This is a genomic window from Bacillus solimangrovi (genome assembly GCF_001742425.1).
Taxonomy (GTDB): Bacteria; Bacillota; Bacilli; order Bacillales; family Bacillaceae_N; genus Bacillus_AV; species Bacillus_AV solimangrovi.
Genome location: NZ_MJEH01000022.1, coordinates 118,797 through 135,029, shown reverse-complemented (window position 1 = coordinate 135,029; position 16,233 = coordinate 118,797). Strand labels below are relative to the sequence as shown.

Here is a 16,233-nt window from a genome sequence, read left to right as displayed (position 1 = left end):
ATGTACATAGTAAATAATCATAAGAAGTTCGCAGGATGAGGGGGCTTACTGATAGCTAAGCGTATATTTTTTATATAGTTGGTAGAAGTTGTTGTCGACTTCTTGGCAAATGGTGTCCTTCATGTAAAATGCTTGAACCTGTTCTTGAGGAACTTGGTCAAGAGTTTAATTATAAAATAAAGATCGTTAAAATTGATGTTAATGATAATCAACACACTGTATCGAAGTACGGTGTAATCAGTATGTCTATATTATTAATTATGAAAGATGGAGAAGTCGTTGATCAATCGGTTGGTAATAAACCGAAAGAGGAATTAACGAAATTAATATCAAAACATATTTAGTTGACCACAAGTATAAATAACTAAATGTGAGAAGGTAATAAGATTTTTTTTAATTGGTTTAAAATGTTACAAAAATTAAAATCAAATTCAATTTAAAAGAAGGCTTATGAAGGAGGATTGCACATATCATAATACCTTCTTGTTTATAGACTGTCAGCTAATAGTAGCATATCACCCATTTTAATATTCAATTTCATCAATTTCTTTAGGTTGAATAGTCGGTTGGTTTGCTTTCAAATCATTGTTTTCGTTTAATTCTGATGAAGTGTCTTCAAATGCACGTACTTCATTTCTTTTCTTATGGTTAGAATGCATGTTATCACGTTCTTTCACAGTTATTCCCCTCCGATTAAGTTAACTTCCTACATAGTGTTTCAAATAATCTCAAAATTATTACTACCAAGGTATTTTGTTCTAAAAAAAATGACCTCATGGGAAAGTTTATAAAAAGTTTATACTTTCGTTATTCGTTTATAATTTATCTCCTCCATTATATAACTATCAAATTAAGAGGAGGTTCATTATATGAATCAAGCAAAAAGATTTACGATCGTAGTAATTGTTTTAATTACCTTAATCTTAGGGTGGTGGTTATTATCCCCACTGTTTATTGACAAAACAGTAAATGAAGACCTTCCTACTTCAAGCAATGTAGATTCTACTGAGATGATGGACGACATGAAAGAAGAAAGTGAAGGAATGCAAGGTGAAGAAAGTATGGAAGAAATGATGGATGTATCAGGAGAGATGATGAAAGAAGAAAGTGAAACAATGCAAGGTGAAGAAAGTATGGAAGAAATGATGGATACAGCAGGAGAAGAAATGAAAGAAGAAAGTGAAGGAATGCAAGACAAAGAAAGCATGGAAGAAATGATGGATAGTGCAGGAGAAGAAATGAAAAAAGAAAGTGAAACAATGCAAGAAAAGGAAAATGACAAAGAAGAAATGATGGCATCCAATCTTGGAGGAAAGTTTGAATTAGTTGATGATGAGCATATTGTTGCCGGTGATGTAATGGTACACGAAATTGATGGAAAGAAAATTGTTCGTTTTGAGAATTTTGAATCGACAAATGGACCAGATTTACAAGTATATTTAGTAAGTGGAGACAAGGAAACAAGTGAAGGAGTATCGTTAGGAAAATTAAAAGGGAACAAAGGGAACCAAAACTATGAAATACCAGATGATGTATCATTAAATGAAGGAGATCGAATTGTAATTTGGTGCAAAGCTTTTGATGTTGACTTTGGGCAAGTAATTTTGCATGATGTCAATAACTAAGTTAGGAGGATTGCATTGTCTTACAAAATATTAGTAGCAGAAGATGACGAGAATATTATTGACGTTTGTGTACGGTACTTAGAAAGGGAAGATTTTCAAGTCATTACAGCAAATGATGGACATGAAGCTGTAACAAAGTGGCGTGAGCAAAAGCCTGATTTAATCATTTTAGATATTATGATGCCTCACATGGATGGCTTAGAAGCTGCTGAGGAAATTCGTTTTCATGACGATGTTCCAATTGTATTTCTAACAGCACTAGGACAAGAGAAAGACCGATTGAACGGGCTTTCTCTTGGTGTTGATGATTATTTAACAAAACCATTTAGTCCGAGAGAGCTTGTATTGAGGGTTAAAAATATTTTAAGAAGAACGTATCGATCCACTTTGCAAAATACGAAACAGGTTTCGTTTGGTGAAGTTACAGTTGACTATAATAATCGAACTGTTAAGAAAATGGGCGATGTTATTGAGGTGACTGTGAAAGAATTTGAATTATTGTGGTTTTTAGTATCAAACCCCTCACAAGTTTTTTCCCGATCGCAATTGTTAGAAAAAATATGGGGTTTTGATTATTCAGGTGATACGAATACGGTCAATGTCCACATTCGTAGATTGCGTGAGAAAGTCGAAAGTGAGCCTTCAAATCCGAAGTGGTTAAAAACAGTTTGGGGAATCGGCTATAAATTTGAAGAAAGGAAATCAAATGAAGCTTAGAACAATTTTAATTACGTCTAATATCCTTTCAATTTCTATAATTATTATCTTCCTTGTGATTAGTTACGTGAATATGTCAATTCCAAATGATACGATCATTCTTTTGTCAATTATTACAGTGATAGCTGGAGTTGTGTCTCTCGTTTCTCATATGGTACTGACACAGCCGCTGTTAAATGGTGTGAAACAGCTTACGAGAGAATCGAAGCGAATTGCAAACGGTCAGTTTGATGTGACGGTTTCACAAACTGGTCCGAAAGAATTTAGAGAACTGGCAACAGATTTTAATGACATGTCTAAAAAATTAAATGAATCATTTATTAAATTAAAAAAATCTGAGGAATTTAAGCGTGAGTTAATTGCTAATATCTCACATGATTTGAAAACACCAATCTCTTCAATTCAATCGTTTGTTGAAGCGCTTCAAGATGACATTATTGAAAGTAAGGAAACGCGACAAACTTATTTAAAAACGATTAGAAATGAAACAGAGAGACTATCTTTGTTAATTACAGAACTATTGGAATTTTCTAAACTAGAAGATGACAATATTCCATTTCAACCTGTTCAAACACATGTTGACCAAGTGATCATCGAGACACTTGAGAATTTTGAGTTGAAATTACATGAAAAAGCTATTAATTTACACGTTCAAATTGATGACTCGTTGCCATCAATTAAAATGGTATCAAATGAGATAAAACGAGTGCTTACCAATTTAATTGATAATGCAGTTCGGTATTCACCAGAAAACAGTATGATTACTGTCGAAGTTGAAAAGGATGAAATGAAAGTTACTTTTAAAATTACTGATGAAGGTCCTGGAATTGAGGAACAGTACCTTGAAGATGTTTTTGAGCGTTTTTTTCGTGTTGAAAAATCGCGTAATAAAAAATACGGTGGTGCTGGTTTGGGCTTAGCAATCTCTAAGGAAATAATTGAACGACATGGTGGGCAAATTGGAGTAACAGTTGAAGATGATTCAGGATGCACATTTTGGTTTACACTTCCAATATAAATTTCAGTAAAGGAACGGGTGACGAAGATGAAAAAAACTTATTTAGTATTGAGTGGTTTAATAGTCGCAGTGTTACTCTTCGTATCTCCTATTGCATTTAAGTATGTGTTCAAACGTTCAATCGGCAGTACACCAATTGCAGCACAAACTGAAGGTGTAGCAACATTTGCAGGTGGTTGTTTTTGGTGTATGGAGCCCCCATTTGAAAAACTAGATGGTGTAACGGAAGTAATCTCTGGTTATACTGGCGGAAAATTCGAAAACCCATCATATAATGATGTTTCATCAGGAAAAACTGATCATATAGAGGCTGTTCAGGTTCATTTTGATCCGGATAAAGTAAGTTACAATCAATTGCTGGCTGTCTATTGGAAGCAAATTGACCCAACAGATGAAGAAGGACAGTTTGTTGATCGGGGTCATCAATATACAACTGCTATCTTTTATCATAACGAAGAACAGAAAAAATTAGCGGAGCAATCAAAGAATACGTTAGAAGAGGCTGGAATTTATTCAAGTAAGATTGTAACTAGAATTGAGGAAGCAAAAACATTCTATAAAGCTGAAGACTATCATCAAGATTACTACAAGAAAAATCCGGTACGTTACAAATATTATCGAAGTAATTCAGGTCGAGATCAGTTTTTAGAAAGTGTATGGAGTAATCAAGCTAACCCGCTTGAAGATAAATATTCAATGAAATACACAGATCAACAGTTGAAAGAAATGCTGACACCACTTCAATATAAAGTGACACAAGAAGATGGGACAGAGCGTGCTTTTCAAAATGAGTACTGGGATAATAAAGAGGAAGGCATATATGTCGATATAGTATCTGGTGAGCCACTATTTAGTTCAACAGATAAATACGTATCTGGTACAGGATGGCCAAGCTTTACAAAACCACTTGTACAAGAAAATATCGTTGAGCGTGAAGATCCAGGTTTGTTCGGTGTAAGGACAGAAGTTCGAAGCAAGGGTGCTGATTCACACTTAGGACATGTTTTCACCGATGGACCTGAACCAACAGGGTTGCGTTATTGTATGAATTCAGCAGCACTTAAATTTATACCAAAAGATAGACTAGTTGAGCAGGGATATGAACAATTCGCTCATTTATTTGATGGGAAAAAATAGCATATGTGTAATCATAAGTCCTTCCGTTCTACTAGGAAGGACTTATATATTGTGTAAATAATATATTTCTAAAACAAGCTTTTCGTTAGTCGATTCTTGAGCATTTTTTAATAGGATTAGGAAATAAAATGAATAAGAGATTATACGATTAATATTATTTGTATATAGTTTTATTAAAATCTGGTTTTCCATATGATAATATTAAAAACTATCATATAAAAATGTCATGAATTGATGAGTTTACGATTTTAATAAATAAACAAAGTAGTAGAATTGAATTGTATAGGTAATAATACCTGATGAAATGGTAAAAAACATGTTATTTGTACAAGTTATAATACTTTGCTTTTATTTGAAAATATTACTAATTACAAACTATACAATACATTTGTAATAATAATAATGAGAGAATAGATGAACTGAAAATTTAGTATTTAAGTTGGGGTTTATTAATTCAAATGTTCGAAAATAATTAGAATGAATCTAATAGGTGAAATAAGTTAAAATATTATAAAAATATTTCAATATTCTTAAAAATGTGATATATTGGTATTATCGGAACATATAATGATATAACAATAAAGGGGGAGATATATTTATGAAGAATGATAGGTTGTATCGGGACTATTTTTTCCATTTTGACATTCTAGTCATGTCCACTTTATTTGTAGGATTAATTGTAGGTTTAGTAATGATGACATTTACTCAGGGGTTTACATGGTTATTGTTAGTTGCAATAGCATGTGGAATTGTGACTTTTATGTTTAGTGAGTATATAACTCACCGGTTTTTATTCCATTTAAAAGCTCCAAAAAACCAATTTTTCCTAAATTTATTAAAGCGCTTACATTATGATCATCATGCATATCCTAATGATTTGAAATTACTGTTTTTACCACTGTGGTATAGCATTCCTAACCTTGGTATACTAGCACTAATATTTTACTTCATCACAAATTCTGTATTAGGAACTGTAGCGTTTTGTGTAGGCTTAATGTTCATGTTCTTAGTCTATGAATGGAAACACTACATCGCTCATCGACCAATAAAACCAGTTACGAAATTAGGTGTTTGGGTGAAAAAGACACATTTATTACATCATTATAAAAATGAGAATTACTGGTATGGTGTTTCTAATCCATATGTTGACATTTTATTTGGCACATTAAAAGATGAAAAGACTGTTGAGACAAGTCAAACTGCTAGCGATTTAGAAAATCGTGCATAGTATAGAAATCAAATTCCCCCAGATTATTTTTGGGGGTTATTTATTTTTATCGATCTTAATTTAGAACTATTGTTTTATTTGAGTTGTTATTATCTCAATCTTATATAAAATAGAAGTGAGGTGAGAACAATGGCGGAAAAAGTATCAAACAATAAATGGTTCGGTTATGCAGTACAAGCTCTTGTAGTTTTGGCAGAGTATGATGGATTATGTCCAAGTGCAAAGGTAGCAGGAAAGCTTGAATCACGTTCGGCTTTTTTGAGAAAAATATTAACATATTTAGTAAAGGCTGAATTGGTTTGTGCGAAAGAAGGCCGTGACGGCGGATATTATTTAGCAAGACCAGCTGAAGAAATAACGTTACGTGATGTGTATGAAGCAATGCAGTTTGCTGAGCCTTTTTCAAGTGTATTAGTCGATTTAAATAATAAAAGTTGTTTGTATCCATCGACATATGATGCATTAGTAGAGTTAAGAGAAGAGATGGAAGTGTGGATATTACATGGGTTAGAACAAAAGACGATTGCACAATTTATACCAAAGGAATAGGTTGAAGGTATATTGAATAATTCGTTAATTGTTGTGGTTTATTCGTTATCGAAATTCATTCCAACAAGTTCATTAAGATAAGGTCAATCAGCTCAGCTAATCATTAAAAGTGACTCTAATCGTCATAATAGATGATTAGTTTTATTTTGTGAGTAACTGTTCTTGACACAGGAACAGTTACAGGAGTATACTGTTCTCATGAAAGATACAGTTTATATACAAAAGGAGATAATAAGCATGTCAAACGAAAAAAATATTAATCAAGAGTATTTTGATAAAGTAAAAGAAGTAAAGGTTAGTGATGAAAAACCAAAAGAGCTTAAAGATCAAAATTTCTTTACTATTGCAGAAGAAAGACGTTCAGTTCGTCATTATGATCCAAACTTTAAGATTAGTAAAGAAGAAGTTCAAGAGATTTTGGAAACAGCTATTTTGGCTCCTTCATCATCTAATTTACAACCGTGGAGATTTCTTGTTATTGAAGAGCAAGAATTAAAAGAACAATTATTCCCAATCGCAAACAATCAACAACAAATTGTGGATGCTTCAGTTGTTATTGCTGTATTAGGTGATACGAAAGCATTTAAAAACGCTGAAAAAATTTATGGTGCTCTAGTAGAAAACGGTGCGATGACAGAAGATATTAAAAATTTCTATGTTAATCAAATTAATGATCACTATGGTAACCTTTCAAAAGAGGGTGCATCTCAAGTGGCAATGATAGATGGTGGTATCGTTTCTCAACAACTAATGCTTGCTGCTAAAGCAAAAGGGTATGATACTGTACCTATGGGTGGTTTTGATCCTAAACAATTCGTTGAGAAATTTAATGTGCCAGAAAATCATGAACCGGTAATGTTGATTTCTCTTGGTAAAGGTACGAAGGCTGGATTCGAGAAAACACGTTTATCACTTAATGAAGTGACAACTTGGAATAAATATTAATAGTTAAATATGAAGGGAGCATGTTAGATTAAACATGCTCCCTTTATTTATTATTATTATTAATCGTTAGATAACATGTGTCATATATTTAATGCTTTTATAACAGCACAATAATGATGTTCGTGAAAGAGTAATTGCTTCGAACTCTCAATATTAATCCATTCTATGTAATGGTCATCTTCAAGGGGCTCTTGTATTCTTCCACATAAAGAAGCTAAGTAAAAATAACCATCACTAAGCAGTGGTTCATTTTTAGTTGAAATAAAGAACCTCAGGGCATTACAGACATATTCGCCTATATGGCAGTTATAACCGGTCTCTTCTAACATTTCTCTTTTAATGCATTGCAAATGACTCTCACCGCTTTCTATACCACCACCAGGTAAGAAGTGAAAACCTGTTCCATTGCGGACAGTCATAATCTTATGTTTATCTGAATTAAATATTACAGCATAAACACCTTTTCGAACTTGATATGTATCTCCAATTGATTTATCCCCAAAAATTTCAACCATTTATAATCCTCAATTCTTTCTATAAAACTACAATTAGGACGAGGCTTTATTAGCTTGTTAAGTATTAAAAGTTAGCATACCATAATAAGTTAATTTTTCACAGAGAAATTATATGAATCTAGCAGCCTGTGTTTATTTGATGCTGAAATGATACATAGGTGTGTTTTAGGAAACATAACAGTATATTGAATTGAAGTTTGTAAATGTTAAAATACTATGGCAGTATGAATAAAGGAATTATTATAATGTCATTTAGTTGAATGGTTTTAATAAATTTTCTTACGAAGTTGTAAGGGCTTTGTAACATAGGTCCTTGTAGGCTGTTGATCACGATAATAAATGGAGGAATTAGTATAATGGATTTACCAAATTGTCCTAAATGTAATTCGGTGTATACATATGAAGATGGGAGTCTTATCATTTGCCCAGAGTGTGCTTATGAATGGAATAATGATATGGAATCTCAATTAGATGAAGATAAACAAGTTATTAAAGATTCAAATGGAAACGTCTTAAATGATGGAGATACTGTAACAGTAATTAAAGATCTTAAGGTTAAAGGGAGTTCATCAGTGATAAAAATCGGTACAAAGGTTAAAAATATTCGATTAGTTGATGGAGACCACGATATTGATTGTAAAATTAATGGTTTTGGAGCCATGAAATTAAAGTCAAAATTCGTTAAAAAAGTATAATACTAAATTTAACATTCATAAAAGAAAAAAGATTTCACCCTGAAAACGCTCATACATATTTGTATATGAATCATAGAGAAACTAGAAGTAAATGCAAGTATTGTTCAGTTATCACATTTATTTTTGGTTTCTTTTCAGTACTTGTACCCACATAGGTAATATTTTACGTAATAGTAAGTCGTTTTTTAGAATAAAGGAATGTTTGAGTAGTAAGTAAGTTAATTCATTAAGAAAGTTATTTTATTTGTTCATGAGAGTAACGGTTTTTTTCTATAATTGTAACAATAGAGTCCATATAGAAATTGAGTATGGTGATTCAATGACATATTATAGATAGTAAATAGTTGGAACTTGATTTATCGAATAGTTTATTATCGTAGACGTCTTTTTATTAAAATAAGAAGGCGTCTGTATTTGTTTGAACTATATGATGTAATTGTGTGCGAACAATTATTAAAGGTTCAATACGTTCAAGTCTATTTATATATGGTTAACCTTTTGCTGGAGCAGATTTATTGGTTTATTTTAAAAATATTGTGAGAAAACGAGGTGCAAATAATGAAATTAATTGTAGGTTTAGGTAATCCAGGCCCAAAGTTCAAAGGTACAAGACATAATACAGGTTTTGAAGTCATTGATGAGATAGCTCAACGTCATAATGCAAAGCTCGATCAATTCAAATATAATAGTCAATATTCTGTTATTCATGTTAATGAACAGAAAATAATGCTTCTAAAGCCTTTAACGTATATGAATTTATCTGGTGAAAGTATAAAACCGATGATGGACTATTTTCATGTTAATAAGGAAAATTTAATTGTGATTCATAATGATCTAGATTTACCACTTGGTAAAATCCGTCTTCGTCAAAAAGGGAGTGCTGGAGGTCATAATGGAATGAAATCGACGATTGCCCAACTTGGTACACAGCAATTTAATCGAATTCGAGTAGGTATTGATCGTCCACCTTTTGGGATGAGTGTGTCAGATTATGTATTGGGAGAATTTTCTAAAGAGGAAAGAATGGAATTAAGTGATGTTATAGATACATGTGCAAATGCTTGTGAAGATTGGTTTAGTAAATCTTTTATTGAAGTAATGAACTTGTACAATTAACAATATGAATAACACTTTTTAATTTTTTATCCAGAAAACAACAGGCAAATTCCGAAAATAAAAAAATAAACGAACAAACTAATATGCTTTATCTCTTGATTCTAAGGGAAGTTTTTACTTTTGAAAATTCATACATAAGGAAAGGTATTATTAAAGTTCTAGCTTCCGAACATTATTTAGGAAATAAAGTATATTAGCTATGGTGTAAACGAATGAATTATTTTCTGATCTGAATAATCTAGTTTTATTGTTCGTTACATTAATTTTAGCAAAAATCAGTATCTATTCATGTACAGTTATTTATGAAATCTATTGACATGGTAAAGATATGTTATTAAAATTATTATATGAACACATGTGCATATGTTTATGTTTTGTAAGGACAAAAAAATTTGGATTTATTATGTATTGATCGTAATATGTGTTGTTTAAAACTTACTGAATATAAACAAAGTTAAAAAGGGGGAAGATTGTATGGGACATCATCATCACCACCATGCTTCAACAGGGAATATAAAAGTTGCATTTTTATTGAATTTTTCCTTTACAATTATTGAATTCATAGGTGGATTACTTACAAATAGTATGGCAATTATGTCCGATGCACTACACGATCTCGGTGATTCATTATCGCTTGGATTATCATGGTATTTTCAAAACTTATCAAAAAAAGAAGGGAATAATACATTCTCGTTTGGGTATCGACGTTTTTCTTTATTAGCTGCGCTTATTAATAGTATTATTTTATTGTTAGGTTCAATGTTTATTTTGAAAGAGGCAATTCCTAGAATTTGGAGTCCAGAAGAAACGAATGCAACTGGTATGGCTTTGCTTGCTGTACTCGGTATTCTTGTCAATGGAGCAGCTGTATTTAAGCTAAAAAGTGGTCATTCTATGAATGAAAGGGTAGTTACTTTACATTTACTTGAAGATGTACTCGGTTGGGTTGCTGTTCTTATAGTCAGTATAATGTTATATTTTACAGACTGGTATTTTCTTGATCCACTACTTTCAGTCATGATATCAGTGTACATTTTAACAAATGTATTTAGAAATTTGAAGCAAACGATGATGATCTTTTTAGAAGCTGTTCCATCTGAAGTTAGTTTACCAAAAATAAAAAAACGAATTGAACAAATTCAAGGTGTAATATCAACCCATCACACACATTTTTGGTCGATGGATGGTGAGCATCATGCACTTTCAACACATGTAGTAGTAGATAATAAAGCTTCAAAAGAAGAAATAATAAAAATTAAGGATCAAATTCGTCAGTTACAAGGAGATTTCCATTTAAGTCATTTAACAATTGATGTTGAGTATGAAGATGAAAATTGTGAATTTAGAACCTGATGTTCTGCATAATTTCTCGATAAATTCACAGTAAGATTCAACAAGAATAGCTTAAGGGGATGAAAAAATGAAAAAAGTTTGGATTGGTACAGGGTTATTGGCATTATCAGTAATCGTATCTGGATGTGCACAGGAAAATACAGAATCAAATCAAGAACAAAATATGACTGAACAAAAAGAAACTGATCAACCGAAGGTCAGTGATGAAGCGAATAAAGAAGATGTGAAAATGACAGGTTCAATAGCAAACGATAATTTCTTTACAGATTATAAAGGTGTTCTAGAACATATTCATGGGATGGGTTATGCTGGAAACCAAAATGCGCTTTTTATTGCTTCACATGACGGTTTAAAAGTGTACGAAAATGGAAACTGGTTCAAAACGAAGGAGAATAATTTTGATTACATGGGATTCACTCCAGTTGCTGAAGGATTTTATACAAGTGGGCACCCTTCCGAAGGTTCAGATTATCCAAATCCTCTTGGGTTAAAACGAAGCTTTGATAACGGACAAACACTAGAAGATTTAGGATTTGAAGGTGAAAGTGATTTTCATGCTCTTGCTGTAGGTTATGAAAGTAAAGTAATTTATTTGTTGAATAGTGGGGAAAATTCAAAGTTAGGTTCTGGTTTATATGTATCTAAAGATGATGGAGGTACATGGGAAGAGATAAAGGTTGATGATATTGGTTATGAAATATTTGCAATTGCAGCTCATCCAACGAATGAAAATATTTTTGCATTATCAGGTAAAAATGGTGTGTTCCTTTCCACTGATGGTGGTGCGACATTTGAAGACATGAAACAAGGAAGACAAGGAACAGCAGTATTTTTTACAGATGAATTTTTATACTATGGAACACATAGTGGTGATCAAGCTACTTTAACAAAGCATAGTTTAACAGATGGAAGCGAAACAAATGTAAATGTACCTGAACTAGTTAATGATGCTGTAATGTATATGGCACAAAATCCGAAAAACGATAATGAACTATCATTAGTTACTTTTAATGGTAATGTTCATTTCTCTCAAGATAGTGGACAGTCATGGAAAGAAATTGTAAGTGCTGGTGAAATTAAATAATGGAGTGGAAAGTCTGCACGGTTTTTTATGCAGACTTTCTTTTACGTTAAACACCCAAATATTTAGCATGTTTCAACATTACGTATGATTTCCTAGTTAATGAGGAAATGAGTACTCTAGTGTATTTTATAGTAATTGTAATGTGGCTATTCCTTAGTATTGTAAGTTAAGTGATACAGATTTTGAATAATGTGAGGTACGTAAATGAAATCTCTATCAGTAAAACTAAGTGTCTTATTTTTGATTTTCGTAATTCTTTTGGAATCTATCCTTTTTTTCTTTTTATATGTAGGGATTGTAAGTGAACAAATTTATACAGAGACTGAAGATTTAAAAGTACGTGGACGTAGTCATAGTAATGTTCTTGAAAAGAATTTTGATGCTGTGACAATAAAACATGTCGCGTTAATGGAGACAGAAGCTGCTACAGTTATTGTGGTTACTGATGAAAATAATAGCATTATCGAGAATTCCAATCCAGTGGTTAACTCAATGCAACAAATTATTGATAATAATCAAAAAGAGTTTCCTCATCCAGAAGGAGAAATCGTAGAAGCACGTTGGAGAAGTGAACCGTACCTTGCAACCCTCAGTCCAATTGAAAGTAACGGTGAAGTATTAGGATATATCTATATGTTCTTGCCTACTGATATCATTCGAAGTAGGGTTCAAAATCTAACATCTCAATTTATGTTAGGTGGTCTGTTTGCAGTAATTTTAACAATGATTACAGTTGTGTTTCTTTCTCATTCAATTACACAACCACTTATTAGAATGAAAGAAGCAACTAAGAAAATGAGCACAGGTTTTCATCACATCGAATTAGATATTGAGCGTGATGATGAATTAGGTGACCTATCTCGTTCAATCCAAAAGTTATCAGATGACCTGGAACGAATAAAAAAAGACCGAAATAAATTTCTTTCCGATATTTCACATGAATTACGAACGCCATTAACTTATATTAAAGGCTATGCAGATATTTTAAAAAGACCGAACTTAACAGATTCACAGCATGCGGAGTATGTCACAATATTACAAGAGGAATCTATTAGAGTCACAACTTTAGTAACTGATTTATTTGACCTTGCAAAAATGGATCAAAATGAATTTTTGATTAAAAAAGAGAAAATTGAGCTTTGTACATTTTTGCATGAAGTAGCAGCAAAGTTTAGAGGGATTGCCAAAGAAAAAAATGTAACATTAAATGTAAGATGTGATCATCAAATTATTTTATTTGTTGATCCACAACGATTTAGTCAAGTGCTAATTAACTTGTTAGACAATGCTTTCAAACATTCTCAAGGAACATCAACGGTTAACGTAGATGTAATAAAAACAGGTGATGAAGTGGAGATTTATGTAAGTGATGAAGGGCAAGGAATACCTAGTGAAGAGCTCCCATTAATTTGGGATCGACTTTATCGGGTGGATAAGTCAAGGTCACGTTCAACTGGTGGCAGCGGCTTAGGTTTAACAATTGCAAAAGAAATTGTTGAACAACATGGAGGTACGATTCGTGTGGAGAGCAAACTTGGTATAGGTACAACTTTTATTATCAGCTTGAAGGGGGTTAAGTAATTGAAGATATTAATTGTTGACGATGAGAAAAGAATGCGAGATTTAGTAACTCTTTATCTAGAGCCACATCATTATACATGTATTTCCTTTGCCAGTGGTGAAGAAGTTCTTCAATATTTGGAGAAGGGTGATGCGGATTTATTGATTCTTGATATTATGATGCCAGGAATGAATGGTAATGAGGTAGCACGTGAAGTGAGACTCTTTTCAAACATCCCAATTATTATGCTAACAGCAAAGGACACGAGTCAGGATATGGTAACAAGCTTGAAAAATGGTGCGGATGACTACATTACAAAACCTTTTGATGAGGACGTGTTATTAGCGAGAATAGAGGCACTATTAAGGCGTACGAATAATGTTGAGAAGCTTGAAATTAAAGGACTTTGTTGGGATGAAAAACATCATATACTTACTTACCATCAAGATGAGATTAATGTTACCCCGAAAGAATTTGCGATGCTCGGTCTGCTAATGAAGAACCCAAAAGTAGTATTTGAGAGGGAAAAGCTACTTGATCGAATTTGGGGATATGATGCAGAAACAGATGGACGAACAATTGATTCACATATCCGTAATTTACGAGAAAAATGTCGTAAATCTGGGTTTCCAATAGATGATCATTTAAAAACAGTATGGGGAATTGGATATAAATGGATTTTGTAAGTTTTATAAAAGAGGTTAATCTAGTTAAAAAGTCGATTTCCTTAGTACAAGGAATCGACTTTTTTATGTATCTAGGTAATATCATTGATGCAAAAATAGTTGAATTACATATATTAGAAGCAGGTATGAATATAGGGCAAGAATCTAGCCATTAAGATTATCTATTTATCACGTGTCAACTGACGCTAAGACTCCCAACTCAAACCTTAGGAGGTTTAACGGAGTATATGTGGGAGAAGGTCATGCTGTGGTATAAGCTTTAGTAATACCTGATTGGCTCAACTAACATCAGTGGAGTATGAAGGCATACCTTCATTGATGAAAGTTTCAATTTATTATGTTTGTTTTATTAAAATATTGTTATTTGCTGCTTGGATGATTATGATTCGTTTTGAGATTACAAGGTGCAAAATTATTAAACAATTATTTAATCATAATTTTCTTTAGTAATGGAGGTGAGATATTGCAAAAGTATGATGTGTATAATTTTTCAACAGTTATTTTCGTCGTAGTAATTCCGATTATAAGTCTGCTTTTTTTGTTTGGTATTCTTTTCTTTAATGAAAAAATACTTGTAGTTGGAGGACCTGGATCTCCATTCACTACAATTCAAAGTGCAATAGACGAGGCTAGTCCAGGGGATATAATATTAGTTACACGTGGAGGTAGTCCTTATGAGGAATCAGTGGAAATTGGTCCTGGAAAAAATCGATTACAACTTATAGGGTTAGGAAAACCAATAATTGACGGTTCAACGTTGGGACCAGGTTTTAACGGTCTAACGATCTCTGATTCATCAAGAGTAAAGGTTAAAGGTTTAACTGTTCAAGGTTTCAAGCTAGATTTCGACGATACAGGAAGTGGAATCGTTGTAGAAGAGAATTCCTCTAATAATCTCATAACAAGAAATATTACTAAATTTAATGATGAAGATGGAATTGCGATAGTTTCTTCAACTAAGAACATTATTATTGGTAATGAGGTTTCACGGAGTGGAGATGATGGAATATTATTGGATACTTCAATCAAGAATATCCTTATAGGAAATAGAAGTGACGACAATGAAGATGAGGGGATTTCCGTAGATTTTAGCTCGAATAACAACTTCTTATTAAGTAATAAAAATGCACGAAATAGTGATAAGGGGATTTTCCTGTTCCAGTCATCGAACAATATGTTAGTAGGTAATAAGATGAATGATGGTGATGATGAAGGAATGGAGTTAGATAATGAGTCAAATAATAATATTGTTCTAGGGAATATAGGTATTCGAAATGAAGGAGGAATAATTGTAGATGACAATACTCAAAACAATATTGTGATTGGAAATTTATACAGAAACAATACTGAAGATGGGATTTTAGTCGATGATGGAGCTATGAACAATATTGTAATAAGTAATAAGGTTATAGATAACGAGCGAGACGGTATTCGTGTGGGTGATAAAACATTCAACAACATGATTAAACATAATACCGTTATTCAAAATGAAAGGGGAATTTTAATTAGGAATAATGATTCAACCTTTAATCAAAATAATGAGGTAACAAGCAATTTGGTAGCTAAAAATATAGTAGTTGGAATTATATTAGAAGGTGCAACATCTAATATCATTCAAAACAATAAAATTATTCGAAACGGAGTAGGGATTATTTCTAAACCAAGACCAGAATTTTTAAATGAAGCTCAAAATAATAGTATTGAAAAAAATAAAATTGTAAGAAATGATAATGATGGGATAAATTTTGAAAACAGCACTGCAAATACAATTCGAGAAAATATAATTAATCGTAATGGTGGCAACGGCATTTTTCTTGACTCAAATTCTACTGCTAACGACATTCTTTTGAATTGGGTAATGAAAAATGTTATTACGGATATTAATGACGAAGATAATAATTTCTTTCTAGGAAATAAGTGTGGAACATCCATTCCAGCGAATATTTGTTCAGATTAATTTTTTAGTAACATTTAGAAAAAAACTAATAATTAAATAGTGTAAGC

The 16,233-nt window shown here is 32.2% G+C and carries 17 protein-coding genes; 15 read left to right on the top strand and 2 right to left on the bottom strand.

Annotated features, from left to right (window positions below; all coding sequences use genetic code 11):
* The first annotated feature begins 65 nt into the window (after positions 1-65).
* Positions 66-344, top strand: coding sequence for a thioredoxin domain-containing protein (locus BFG57_RS09345; protein WP_425388497.1), 279 nt, complete (start codon positions 66-68; stop codon positions 342-344).
* Positions 345-524: 180 nt separating this feature from the next.
* Here BFG57_RS09345 and BFG57_RS18910 read toward each other — a convergent pair whose 3' ends face one another.
* Positions 525-677, bottom strand: a complete 153-nt coding sequence (locus tag BFG57_RS18910; protein ID WP_175428314.1) for a hypothetical protein — start codon at positions 675-677, stop codon at positions 525-527.
* Between the two features lie 192 nt (positions 678-869).
* Here BFG57_RS18910 and BFG57_RS09340 point away from each other — a divergent pair, with 192 nt between their 5' ends.
* From BFG57_RS09340 to BFG57_RS09310, 7 genes are all read left to right on the top strand, one after another.
* Entirely contained in the window at positions 870-1,625 is a 756-nt protein-coding gene (locus tag BFG57_RS09340) for a DM13 domain-containing protein (RefSeq protein ID WP_245676728.1), read from the top strand.
* A gap of 15 nt (positions 1,626-1,640) precedes the next feature.
* Positions 1,641-2,342, top strand: coding sequence for a response regulator transcription factor (locus BFG57_RS09335; protein WP_069717213.1), 702 nt, complete (start codon positions 1,641-1,643; stop codon positions 2,340-2,342).
* Positions 2,314-3,360 carry a sensor histidine kinase gene (locus BFG57_RS09330; RefSeq protein WP_083249155.1) on the top strand — a complete coding sequence of 349 codons (1,047 nt, stop codon included), beginning with the start codon at positions 2,314-2,316 and terminating at the stop codon, positions 3,358-3,360. The genes BFG57_RS09335 and BFG57_RS09330 overlap by 29 nt, the downstream gene beginning before the upstream one ends.
* Positions 3,361-3,387: 27 nt before the next feature.
* A complete protein-coding gene (msrA, locus tag BFG57_RS09325; RefSeq protein ID WP_069717212.1) occupies positions 3,388-4,497 on the top strand; it encodes a peptide-methionine (S)-S-oxide reductase MsrA in 1,110 nt (369 codons plus the stop codon).
* Between the two features lie 598 nt (positions 4,498-5,095).
* Complete coding sequence (locus BFG57_RS09320) at positions 5,096-5,725, top strand: sterol desaturase family protein (RefSeq protein WP_069717211.1); 630 nt, start codon at positions 5,096-5,098, stop codon at positions 5,723-5,725.
* 129 nt (positions 5,726-5,854) lie between these two features.
* A complete protein-coding gene (locus BFG57_RS09315; protein ID WP_069717210.1) occupies positions 5,855-6,274 on the top strand; it encodes an RrF2 family transcriptional regulator in 420 nt (139 codons plus the stop codon).
* 237 nt (positions 6,275-6,511) lie between these two features.
* Positions 6,512-7,219, top strand: coding sequence for a nitroreductase family protein (locus tag BFG57_RS09310; RefSeq protein WP_083249154.1), 708 nt, complete (start codon positions 6,512-6,514; stop codon positions 7,217-7,219).
* An 80-nt stretch (positions 7,220-7,299) separates the two neighbouring features.
* On the opposite strand, the gene BFG57_RS09305 is transcribed toward BFG57_RS09310, so the two are convergent.
* The gene (locus BFG57_RS09305) at positions 7,300-7,734 is read right to left on the bottom strand and encodes an NUDIX hydrolase (RefSeq protein WP_069717209.1); all 435 of its coding nucleotides are present in this window, start codon (positions 7,732-7,734) and stop codon (positions 7,300-7,302) included.
* 353 nt (positions 7,735-8,087) lie between these two features.
* Here BFG57_RS09305 and BFG57_RS09300 point away from each other — a divergent pair, with 353 nt between their 5' ends.
* The 7 genes from BFG57_RS09300 to BFG57_RS09270 all read left to right on the top strand — a co-directional run bounded on the left by BFG57_RS09300 (position 8,088) and on the right by BFG57_RS09270 (position 16,186).
* Complete coding sequence (locus tag BFG57_RS09300) at positions 8,088-8,429, top strand: zinc ribbon domain-containing protein YjdM (RefSeq protein ID WP_069717306.1); 342 nt, start codon at positions 8,088-8,090, stop codon at positions 8,427-8,429.
* 558 nt (positions 8,430-8,987) lie between these two features.
* Positions 8,988-9,545: an aminoacyl-tRNA hydrolase gene (gene pth, locus BFG57_RS09295; RefSeq protein WP_069717208.1), complete on the top strand. Its 558-nt coding sequence runs from the start codon at positions 8,988-8,990 to the stop codon at positions 9,543-9,545.
* 474 nt (positions 9,546-10,019) lie between these two features.
* Positions 10,020-10,898 carry a cation diffusion facilitator family transporter gene (locus BFG57_RS09290; RefSeq protein WP_069717207.1) on the top strand — a complete coding sequence of 293 codons (879 nt, stop codon included), beginning with the start codon at positions 10,020-10,022 and terminating at the stop codon, positions 10,896-10,898.
* A 67-nt stretch (positions 10,899-10,965) separates the two neighbouring features.
* Positions 10,966-11,982, top strand: coding sequence for a F510_1955 family glycosylhydrolase (locus tag BFG57_RS09285; RefSeq protein WP_069717206.1), 1,017 nt, complete (start codon positions 10,966-10,968; stop codon positions 11,980-11,982).
* A 204-nt stretch (positions 11,983-12,186) separates the two neighbouring features.
* Positions 12,187-13,563, top strand: a complete 1,377-nt coding sequence (locus tag BFG57_RS09280) for a sensor histidine kinase (RefSeq protein ID WP_069717205.1) — start codon at positions 12,187-12,189, stop codon at positions 13,561-13,563.
* Positions 13,564-14,229 (top strand): response regulator transcription factor, encoded by a 666-nt coding sequence (locus BFG57_RS09275; protein ID WP_083249153.1) that lies wholly within the window; start codon positions 13,564-13,566, stop codon positions 14,227-14,229.
* Positions 14,230-14,692: 463 nt separating this feature from the next.
* On the top strand, positions 14,693-16,186 hold the full coding sequence (locus BFG57_RS09270; protein ID WP_069717204.1) for a right-handed parallel beta-helix repeat-containing protein: 1,494 nt from the start codon (positions 14,693-14,695) through the stop codon (positions 16,184-16,186).
* Positions 16,187-16,233 lie beyond the last annotated feature (47 nt).

What these genes read in the sequence shown, in the direction of transcription:
- BFG57_RS09340 (WP_245676728.1), top strand. Translation starts at nt 870, where the DNA reads ATGAATCAAGCAAAAAGATTTACGATCGTAGTAATTGTTTTAATTACC.
- msrA (WP_069717212.1), top strand. Translation starts at nt 3,388, where the DNA reads ATGAAAAAAACTTATTTAGTATTGAGTGGTTTAATAGTCGCAGTGTTA.
- BFG57_RS09320 (WP_069717211.1), top strand. Translation starts at nt 5,096, where the DNA reads ATGAAGAATGATAGGTTGTATCGGGACTATTTTTTCCATTTTGACATT.
- BFG57_RS09315 (WP_069717210.1), top strand. Translation starts at nt 5,855, where the DNA reads ATGGCGGAAAAAGTATCAAACAATAAATGGTTCGGTTATGCAGTACAA.
- BFG57_RS09310 (WP_083249154.1), top strand. Translation starts at nt 6,512, where the DNA reads ATGTCAAACGAAAAAAATATTAATCAAGAGTATTTTGATAAAGTAAAA.
- BFG57_RS09305 (WP_069717209.1), bottom strand. Translation starts at nt 7,734, where the DNA reads ATGGTTGAAATTTTTGGGGATAAATCAATTGGAGATACATATCAAGTT.
- pth (WP_069717208.1), top strand. Translation starts at nt 8,988, where the DNA reads ATGAAATTAATTGTAGGTTTAGGTAATCCAGGCCCAAAGTTCAAAGGT.
- BFG57_RS09290 (WP_069717207.1), top strand. Translation starts at nt 10,020, where the DNA reads ATGGGACATCATCATCACCACCATGCTTCAACAGGGAATATAAAAGTT.
- BFG57_RS09285 (WP_069717206.1), top strand. Translation starts at nt 10,966, where the DNA reads ATGAAAAAAGTTTGGATTGGTACAGGGTTATTGGCATTATCAGTAATC.
- BFG57_RS09280 (WP_069717205.1), top strand. Translation starts at nt 12,187, where the DNA reads ATGAAATCTCTATCAGTAAAACTAAGTGTCTTATTTTTGATTTTCGTA.